Below are 8127 nucleotides of genomic sequence, written 5' to 3'. Positions count from 1 at the left end.
CGACCCAGAAGACGACCTGAAGGCCGATGACCAGCGAGACCCATTTGTGGATCTGGGTCGACAGACGCACGACGCCGGACATGAAGCCTCTCCCGCGGGTTCGCCGCGCCATAGCGGGTTTGGGCGGCGCGGGACAGGGGAGACGCGTTCTCCCTCCCCACAAGGGGGAGGGAGAGGGGGCGGTGCAAAAAAGAAAGGCGCGGAAGCCGAAGCCGCCGCGCCCTTCCGTCATTCTGTCAGTCGTGGATCAGAGAAGCTTCAGATCGATCGCCGACGTCTTGCCGCGCTGGGATTCCAGCTCGTATTCGACCTTGGCGTTCTCATCCAGGCCTTGCAGGCCCGCCTTCTGAACCGCGGTGATGTGGACGAAAACGTCCTGACCGCCGCCATCAGGCTGGATGAAGCCGAAACCCTTGGTCGGGTTGAACCACTTGACCGTGCCGGTCGCCATTTTAGCGTCTCCGTGAACGCGCTTGCCAGGCAGACGCCCCTGAGGGGACGCCCGTCAGCCCATCTGGACGAGCTCATTCAGCGAAGGAGCGGGCACGGTGGTGGAGGCCGCGCGAAATCCGGACTGCGCCGACTTTCTCTCGCGCAATTCCGGGGCGGTCAACCTGAAACCAACGCGTGCGCCGGGCGAACGTGGTTACCCGAAATCAGGCGCAGAGGCTGCGCGGGGCGCCGTCCAGATGCAGGTGATTGCGGTGCGCCTCGTTGTAGTCGGGCGTCAGGACGGTCGAAAACGCCCGGCAGGCGCCGTCGCGGATGCGCTTCAGGAAGCCCTGGCCCTCGGCCCCGGCGGGACCCGTTCCGTCCCAGTCGTTCAGCACCGAGACCTTGCGGCCGTCGGCCAGGGTCATGCTGCCGATGTCCAGCGCATTGGCCCGCGCGTGCTCGCTGGGCCGGGCGTCCGTGGCCGTCAGGCCGTAGATGCGGCGGCAGGAATAGGTGCCGACCTCGTTCACCCGCGCCACCCGGCTGCCGAACGCCGCCTCGGCCGCGGGCTGCAGCACCTGGCGGTCCCAGATGACGTACCGCACGGCCAGCGGGCACTGCATGACGGGGCTTCCGTCCAGCGGGGTGACGTCGCCGCCGGTGATCCGGACCGCGCCGCGGATGACGCAGAAACCGCCGTCGTCGCGGTCCTCGGCCCGCTCCACGGTGACCCCGGCCTCGCGCAGCACCTGGATGCAGGCGTCGGTGACGGCGGCGGTCTCCTCGGGCGCGGCGGTGCGGGCCAGCTCGAAATCGGCCACCTTGGCGGCCGTGGCCTGGCCGATCGGATGGCTGAGATCCAGCGGCTTCCACGGCAGGTCCTGGCCGGGCGCGAAGGCGTTGAGCAGGGCGAACGCGGCGCACAGGCCGAGCGTCAGCTCCCACAACAGGTTCCAGAAATCGGCGAAGTCGCGCTTCATGCCCGACCAGCCTTACCCGTGTCAGGCGGCGCTCGCCACCGCCATCAGCCCCTGGACCAATTGCCGGCAGGCCGCCGCCCCGTTCGCCGCGTCATTGGAGCAGGCGATGAAGCCCAGGCCCCGATCCGGCGCCGCCATGACCACGGCGTGCCACAGGGTGTTGGACCCCTCATGGCCGATGGTCCGGCCGAGGCCTCCGCCCGCCGGCGCCGGCCGGGTGATCCAGCCGAGGGCGTATGCGGGGCTCGTCTCGGTCGTCGTGGTCAGCCGCGCCAGACTGTCCGCGCCCAGCCAGCCCTCCGGGCCGCCGCCGAGCATGGCCTGCACCCACCGGCCGTTGTCGGCCAGGGTCATGTGCGCCGTCCCCGCCGGGCCCAGCGCCGCCGGATTGTCCGCCCCGGGGGTGGACGGGTCCATCGGCAGCAACGGGCCTCCGGGCGCCCGATGGCCCCAGGCGTTCGGATCAGGCGGCGGCCCGAAGCCGGCCCCGGACAGGCCAAGCGGCTGGAACAGCTGGGCGCGCGTGACGTCTTCCCACGCCTGTCCGGTGATCGCCTCGATGGCCGCGCCGACGATGATGTAGCCGGCGTTGCTGTAGGCGAAGCCGCCCGGCGTTCCCGAGGGCGGCCGGCCCAGCGCCCTGGCGGCGATGGCGGCGCGTTGAGCGGGCAGGCTTCGCGGATCGCCGCGCGCGACGCCCAGCCAGTCGATGCCGATCACGTCGGCGTCGGCCAGTCCGGAACGGTGGCGCATCAGCGCCGTCAGGGGCGTCGCCCGCCAAGACGGATCGATGGCCAGTTGGGGAAAGGCCCCGGCGACCGTCATGTCCCAGTCGGCGCGTCCCGCCTCGACCAGCCGGGCGAAGACGGCGGCGGTCATGGCCTTGGTGTTGGAGCCGATGTGCCAGCGGTCCTCCAGCGTGACGGGCTGGTCTCCGCCCGCCCGGCGAACGCCCCGCACCCCCGACCAGCCCGGGCCGGTCCGGGTCACCATGGCGCCGCCCAGCGCGGTCGGGGCGGTCGAGGCGAAGACCGCATCCAGCGCCTCGTCCGGTCCCGTCCGGACCGCGCGAGCCCGGACCGGCAGGGCGAATGCGGCGGGGGCGGCGACGAGCGCTCCCAGCAGATGGCGACGATCCATCGTCGGGCCTCCCTCGATGTTTCCGGTCTTTCTAACGCCCGTACGGATCATCGGCACGTGAGAAGGCGTTCATCTTGCGGCCCCCCGGCCGTCGGCGCAGGTTGCCGGTCCACCAGAAAGCCCCGCATGAGCAAGTCCGACGACTACCAGGCCGAACTCGAACGCCTGCAGCTGAAACTGGTCGAGGCCCAGGCCTGGGCCATCGAGAAGGGCCAGAAGACCGTGATGGTGTTCGAGGGCCGCGACGCCGCGGGCAAGGACGGGTCGATCACCCGCCTGACCGAATACATGTCGCCGCGCCAGACCCGCATCTTCGCCCTGCCCAAACCGACCGAGCGCGAGATGGGCCAGTGGTATTTCCAGCGTTACGTCCCGCACCTGCCGACGGAGGGCGAGACATCGATCTTCAACCGGTCCTGGTACAACCGCGGCGGGGTCGAGCCGGTCATGGGCTTCTGCACGCCGGAGCAGCACGAACAGTTCCTGAAGGACGCGCCGAGGTTCGAACGGCTGCTGACCGATTCCGGAATCCTGCTGATCAAATTCTGGTTCGACATCTCGAAAGAGGAACAGGCCCAGCGTCTGGAGGAGCGGGCGACCGAGCCGCTGAAGCTGTTCAAGCGGTCACCGCTGGACGCCGAGGCGCAGAAGCGCTGGGACGCCTATTCCGCGGCCCGCGACCGGATGCTGGCCGAAACCCACAGCGCGCATGCGCCATGGACGGTCGTCGCCACCGACCACAAGAAGACCGCCCGGCTGAACGTCATCCGCCATGTCCTGAACCGGCTCGACGGGCCGGGCTGCGCGGATGAGAAGGTCGACGCGGATGTGATCTTCCCGGCGGACAAGGCCGAAGGCCGCCTGGCGCCGTGATCAGAAGCCCAGTTCGGCCCTCAGCGTTTCGGGGCTGAGACCCGCCGCGCGCAGTTCGCCCAGCGTGACGGACCGGTCGCGCTTCGCGTAGCGGCGGCCGTCCTGGCCGACCATCAGGGCGTGGTGGCGATAGACAGGCGTCGGCCAGCCCATCAGCGTCTGGATCAGCACCTGGATGTGGGTCGCCTCGAACAGGTCGTGGCCGCGGATGACGTGGGTCACGCCCTGCAGGGCGTCGTCGTGGGTGACGGCGACGTGGTAGGCGGCGCCGGCGTCCTTGCGCGCCAGGACCACGTCGCCCGCCGTCTCCGGGCGCGCCCGGATCAGGCCGCGTTCCCCGTCAGGCCCCGCGCCTTCCTCGATGAAGGCCAGCGCCTCCCAGGCGCGAGGACCCAGCAGATCGCGCGCCCGGTCCAGCGACAGGCGCCATGCGAACGGACGGCCCTCGCCCAGCAGGGCGGCCTCCTCCTCCGCCGGGTGCGGACCCGGCCGCGCCGCCTCGGCCGGGCCGTGCGGCGCATCGCCGATGGCGTCGAGGATGTCCTTGCGGGTGCGGAAACACCGATACAGGAGGCCGCGGCGGTCCAGCACGTCGACCACCCCGGCATAGTCGGTCAGATGGTCCGACTGACGCCGCACCGGCTGCTCCCAGTCCAGACCCAGCCAGGCCAGATCGTCCAGAATGTCGGTCTCGAACGCGGGCCGGCATCGCGTCGGATCGATATCCTCGATCCGCAGCAGGAAGCGGCCGCCCGCCGCGCGCGCCGCGGTCCAGGCCGTCAGGGCCGAGAAGGCGTGACCCCGGTGCAGGCGGCCGGTCGGCGAGGGGGCGAAGCGGGTGGTGAACATGGGGCGATGATAGCGGGAAGCGGACCTGATCGTCAGGGGCGCGGTCGGACGGCTTGTCGCGGCCCCTGGCGGGCGTCACGGTCGGACATGGCTGTTGTTCCGACCCCCGACCAGATCACCGCCGCCCGGGACGCGCTGATCGCGCTGGATCCCGCGCTCACGCGCGCCCACGCCCAGACCCCGGTGTTCGACTGGCGCTGGCGTACGGGCGGGTTCGAGGGGCTGTTCCATATGATCGTGGACCAGCAGGTTTCGGTCGCCTCCGCCGCCGCCATCTGGGCCCGGGTCGAGGCCGGGCTGGGCGGAGAGGTGACGCCGGAGCGGGTGCTGGCCACCGACATCGAGACCCTGCGGAGCTTCGGCCTGTCGATCCAGAAGGCCACCTATGGCCACGAGATCGCCCGCGCCCAGACAGAGGGGCGGATCGACTTCGACCATCTGGAACGGCTGTCGGACGAGGAGGCGATCGCGCGGCTGGTGGCCATCAAGGGCGTCGGCAAATGGACCGCCGAGACCTTTCTGATGTTCTGCGAGGGGCGGCCCGACGTCTTCCCCGCGGGCGACATCGCCCTGCAGGAGGCGATGCGCTGGGCGGACGGTTCGCCGGACCGCCCGCGTGAGAAACAGGCCTATGCCCGCTCCGAACGGTGGAAGCCGCATCGCAGCGTTGCGGCGCATCTGCTTTGGGGATGGTATGGAGCGGTCAGGCGCGGCGAGGTCGTGCTGGAGGACCATCCCCCTCTCAAGCAGGCGAGCGCCGCGCGCGAGACGGCAGAGAGAAAATAGAGTGAGCCCTATCGTCGATCCCGCCATCGCCAATCCCGAGACCGTGCTGGGCGCCCTCGACTTCGCGGGCGTGGCGGTCTTCGCGGCCACCGGCGCGCTGGCGGCGGCGCGGCAGCGGCACGACGTGGTCACCTTCGCCTTCTTCGGCGCCATCACCGGCGTGGGCGGCGGCACCCTGCGCGACCTGCTGATCGGGGTGCCGGTCTTCTGGGTGCAGGACTGGCGCTATATCGCCGTCTGCCTGTTTGCCTCGGTCGTGGTCTGGATGCTGGGTTCGCGGCCGTGGCGGTTCCGGGCCCTGCTGTGGCTCGACGCCTTCGGTCTCGCCGCCTACGGCGTGATGGGCGCGGCCAAGGCCGAGGCCTTCGGCGTCGCCCCCCTGATCTGCATCGTCATGGGAGCCCTGACGGCCTGTTTCGGCGGGGTGGTGCGCGACCTGCTGGCGGGAGAGCCCTCGATCCTGCTGCGCCGCGAGATCACCGTCTCGGCGGCCCTGCTGGCCTCGAGCGTCTTCGTCGCCGCGCGACTGCTGGGGCTGGACGTATGGCCGGCCGCCCTGATCGCCGCGCCCTGCGGCTTCGTCCTGCGCGCGGGGGCCCTGGTCTGGGGCTGGAGCCTGCCGGCGTTTCCGGGGACGCCGTCGCGCGGCTGAGCGGTCGCGAAACCGTCGCCGACCGGTCATCGCCAAGCCGTCGAATCAAGACTAGGCTTTCCCCATAGACAGGGAAGGAGACAGGTCTTCAGTCCGCTCGCGTCCATGTTCCTCTGCTCAAGGGCGAGGGCCTGATGCAGGTCCTGAGCCGCCCTCCGTCCGGCTGGCCCGCGCTGGTGCTGAACGCCGACTTCCGACCGCTGTCCTACTATCCGCTGTCGATCTGGCCGTGGGAGGAAGTGGTCAAGGCGGTGTACCAGGACCGCGTCGACGTGGTCTCCACCTATGACAAGGTCGTGCGCAGCCCGTCGATGGAGTTCGTCCTGCCCAGCGTGATCGCGCTGAAGAACTACGTCGACCAGGACCGGCAGCCCGCCTTCACCCGTTTCAACGTCTTCCTGCGCGACGGCTTCGCCTGCCAGTACTGCCACGCGACCGAACAGCTGACGTTCGACCACGTCGTGCCCCGGTCGCGCGGCGGGCGGACCACCTGGGAAAACATCGTCGCCGCCTGTTCGCCCTGCAACCTGCGCAAGGGGGGCCGCACGCCGCAGCAGGCGGGCATGCCCCTGCGCCGCGCGCCGCACCGGCCCAACGCCTGGCAGCTGCAGGAATTCGGGCGGCGCTTCCCGCCCCACTATCTGCACCAGAGCTGGCTCGACTATCTGTACTGGGACATCGAACTGGAGCCCTGACGTGCGAAAGCCCGCGCCGACGGCGCGGGCTTTCCGTCCTTATGGTCGTTACTGCGGCCGCTGGTTGAACTGGCTTTCGGTCCAGCCGGTCACCAGCACATTGCCGTTGGCCGAGACGCTGCCGGCCGGAATGGTGCGGCTGGCGCCGTCCGCCGAGCGAACCACGAAGGCGGTCGCGCGGCCGGCGGTGTTGCGGGTCACGTTCACGACCGAGCCCAGAATGGCTCCGTCGGAACTGCGGACCATGGCGCCGGTCTGGATGGCCGCGTCGACTTCGGCGCCGTCGCGGTCGGATCGCGCTTCGGCGCGGACATTGGCGTTGGCGTTCACGCCGACATCGGGGCGGATCTCACGCACGGTGGCGCGAGTGTCGCTGACCGTGTCCCGCGTCGTGCGGACGCCGTCGCGAGCGATCGAGCCGACGCCCTGGGTGATGGAGCCGGTCTGGGGAATGCCCACGCCGACGGAGCCGCCGACCTGTCCGCCGACGCCGCCGACGATCTGGGCTGAAGCGCCGCCTGCGAGCAGCAGGGCGGCGGTGGCTACGGTCACGGATACGAGCGTTTTCATGATACGGGTCCTCGGAATTGCGTGCAGCCCCTGCCCCTGGAGAACGATTGGCCGTTATGGGGGTTCCTCTCCGGGGGGCCGGTCGGCCTCCCCCGGTTCCCGTCCCGACAACCCTCAGAGACCCCATGAAAATCCGTGTCCGCGCCGATCTGGTCTACCGCTTCGACCCGCCGACGGACGCGATCTACAAGATCCAGGTCGCCCACTGGCCGGGCCAGACGGTGCTCGAGGAGAGCCTGACCACCACGCCGGAAACCGACTTCATCGAGGACCAGGACGAGGAGTTCGGGGCCCGCACCCTGCGCGCCCATCTGTCGGGCGAGGTGGCGCTGACCTATACGGCCCTGGTCGACAACGGCGTGCTCAAGGGCCTGCCGCCGGTGACGGTGCAGCACGACTGGAACGACCTGCCGGCCGAGGTGCTGACCTATCTCAACCCCAGCCGCTACTGCCCCTCGGACCAGTTCGGCCGGTTCGCCGAACGGACGTTCGGCGGCACCGTCGGCGGCGACCGGGTGCTGAAGATCCTCGAATGGATCCGGGCCGAGATCGACTATGAGCCCGGCGCGTCGGACAGCGAGACGACGGCGGCGCGGACCTTCATCGACCGGGCCGGCGTGTGCCGGGACTTCACCCATATGGGCATCACCCTGTGCCGCGCCTCGGGCATTCCGGCGCGGGCGGTCAGCGCCTTCGCCCACCAGCTGAACCCGCCCGATTTCCACGCCATCTTCGAGGTCTGGCTGTCGAACGGCTGGTGGCTGGTCGATCCGACGGGGCTGGCCCCGGTCGAGGGGCTGGTGCGCATCGCCTGCGGGCGCGACGCGGCCGACATCGCCTTCCTGACCACCCAGGGCTCGTGCCGGCTGGTGCGGCAATCGGTGACGGCGGAGGCGGTCTAGTCGGGCGAACCCGCCGCCTGCCAGGCCTCGATGAAGTCGAGACGGCGCAGGACCTTGTTCTCCGGGTCGATCAGGACGTGAGCGGTCGCCGGCGCGGCGATGCGGCCGCGGCCGCCGGTCATGGCCACGGTCTGAAGGCGGCCGTCGATCTCGATCTCGACCGGCATGGGGAAGACGCCGCCGTCGCCCGTGACCCATTCCAGCACCAGATCGCCGCCGTCGCGGGTCTGTTTCAGGTCCGGCAG

The 8127-nt window shown here is 70.3% G+C and carries 10 protein-coding genes and 1 pseudogene; 5 read left to right on the top strand and 6 right to left on the bottom strand.

Annotation, left to right across the window (positions count from 1 at the left end; translation table 11 throughout):
* Positions 1–247 precede the first annotated feature (247 nt).
* From V6M42_RS09305 to V6M42_RS09295, 3 genes are all read right to left on the bottom strand, one after another.
* On the bottom strand, positions 248–451 hold the full coding sequence (locus V6M42_RS09305; protein WP_284223759.1) for a cold-shock protein: 204 nt from the start codon (positions 449–451) through the stop codon (positions 248–250).
* 205 nt (positions 452–656) lie between these two features.
* Positions 657–1415 carry an extensin-like domain-containing protein gene (locus tag V6M42_RS09300; protein ID WP_332658528.1) on the bottom strand — a complete coding sequence of 253 codons (759 nt, stop codon included), beginning with the start codon at positions 1413–1415 and terminating at the stop codon, positions 657–659.
* Between the two features lie 21 nt (positions 1416–1436).
* Positions 1437–2555, bottom strand: a complete 1119-nt coding sequence (locus V6M42_RS09295) for a serine hydrolase domain-containing protein (RefSeq protein WP_332678296.1) — start codon at positions 2553–2555, stop codon at positions 1437–1439.
* A 126-nt stretch (positions 2556–2681) separates the two neighbouring features.
* On the opposite strand from V6M42_RS09295, the gene ppk2 reads away from it, so the two are divergent.
* A complete protein-coding gene (gene ppk2, locus V6M42_RS09290) occupies positions 2682–3428 on the top strand; it encodes a polyphosphate kinase 2 (RefSeq protein WP_332678295.1) in 747 nt (248 codons plus the stop codon).
* Here ppk2 and gluQRS read toward each other — a convergent pair whose 3' ends face one another.
* A complete protein-coding gene (gene gluQRS, locus V6M42_RS09285; RefSeq protein WP_332678294.1) occupies positions 3429–4277 on the bottom strand; it encodes a tRNA glutamyl-Q(34) synthetase GluQRS in 849 nt (282 codons plus the stop codon). It abuts the gene before it with no gap.
* An 87-nt stretch (positions 4278–4364) separates the two neighbouring features.
* Here gluQRS and V6M42_RS09280 point away from each other — a divergent pair, with 87 nt between their 5' ends.
* From V6M42_RS09280 to V6M42_RS09270, 3 genes are all read left to right on the top strand, one after another.
* Positions 4365–5063 carry a DNA-3-methyladenine glycosylase family protein gene (locus V6M42_RS09280; RefSeq protein ID WP_332678293.1) on the top strand — a complete coding sequence of 233 codons (699 nt, stop codon included), beginning with the start codon at positions 4365–4367 and terminating at the stop codon, positions 5061–5063.
* A 1-nt stretch (position 5064) separates the two neighbouring features.
* Positions 5065–5715: a trimeric intracellular cation channel family protein gene (locus tag V6M42_RS09275; protein WP_332678292.1), complete on the top strand. Its 651-nt coding sequence runs from the start codon at positions 5065–5067 to the stop codon at positions 5713–5715.
* Between the two features lie 134 nt (positions 5716–5849).
* Positions 5850–6410 carry an HNH endonuclease gene (locus tag V6M42_RS09270; RefSeq protein WP_332658516.1) on the top strand — a complete coding sequence of 187 codons (561 nt, stop codon included), beginning with the start codon at positions 5850–5852 and terminating at the stop codon, positions 6408–6410.
* A gap of 48 nt (positions 6411–6458) precedes the next feature.
* Here V6M42_RS09270 and V6M42_RS09265 read toward each other — a convergent pair whose 3' ends face one another.
* On the bottom strand, positions 6459–6980 hold the full coding sequence (locus V6M42_RS09265; protein ID WP_332678291.1) for a hypothetical protein: 522 nt from the start codon (positions 6978–6980) through the stop codon (positions 6459–6461).
* A gap of 125 nt (positions 6981–7105) precedes the next feature.
* Here V6M42_RS09265 and V6M42_RS09260 point away from each other — a divergent pair, with 125 nt between their 5' ends.
* Entirely contained in the window at positions 7106–7882 is a 777-nt protein-coding gene (locus V6M42_RS09260) for a transglutaminase-like domain-containing protein (protein ID WP_332658512.1), read from the top strand.
* Here V6M42_RS09260 and V6M42_RS09255 read toward each other — a convergent pair.
* A pseudogene (locus tag V6M42_RS09255) lies at positions 7879–8127 on the bottom strand (M1 family peptidase); the annotation flags it as partial. The gene V6M42_RS09260 and the pseudogene V6M42_RS09255 overlap by 4 nt on opposite strands.

The sequence above is a fragment of the Brevundimonas sp. genome (assembly GCF_036677305.1).
GTDB lineage: Bacteria > Pseudomonadota > Alphaproteobacteria > Caulobacterales > Caulobacteraceae > Brevundimonas.
Note: the sequence above shows the minus strand (reverse complement) of the source record. Positions and strands in the feature narration are given on the sequence as shown.

What these genes read in the sequence shown, in the direction of transcription:
- V6M42_RS09260 (WP_332658512.1), top strand. Translation starts at nt 7,106, where the DNA reads ATGAAAATCCGTGTCCGCGCCGATCTGGTCTACCGCTTCGACCCGCCG.
- V6M42_RS09295 (WP_332678296.1), bottom strand. Translation starts at nt 2,555, where the DNA reads ATGGATCGTCGCCATCTGCTGGGAGCGCTCGTCGCCGCCCCCGCCGCA.
- ppk2 (WP_332678295.1), top strand. Translation starts at nt 2,682, where the DNA reads ATGAGCAAGTCCGACGACTACCAGGCCGAACTCGAACGCCTGCAGCTG.
- V6M42_RS09265 (WP_332678291.1), bottom strand. Translation starts at nt 6,980, where the DNA reads ATGAAAACGCTCGTATCCGTGACCGTAGCCACCGCCGCCCTGCTGCTC.
- V6M42_RS09280 (WP_332678293.1), top strand. Translation starts at nt 4,365, where the DNA reads ATGGCTGTTGTTCCGACCCCCGACCAGATCACCGCCGCCCGGGACGCG.
- V6M42_RS09300 (WP_332658528.1), bottom strand. Translation starts at nt 1,415, where the DNA reads ATGAAGCGCGACTTCGCCGATTTCTGGAACCTGTTGTGGGAGCTGACG.
- V6M42_RS09305 (WP_284223759.1), bottom strand. Translation starts at nt 451, where the DNA reads ATGGCGACCGGCACGGTCAAGTGGTTCAACCCGACCAAGGGTTTCGGC.
- V6M42_RS09270 (WP_332658516.1), top strand. Translation starts at nt 5,850, where the DNA reads ATGCAGGTCCTGAGCCGCCCTCCGTCCGGCTGGCCCGCGCTGGTGCTG.
- gluQRS (WP_332678294.1), bottom strand. Translation starts at nt 4,277, where the DNA reads ATGTTCACCACCCGCTTCGCCCCCTCGCCGACCGGCCGCCTGCACCGG.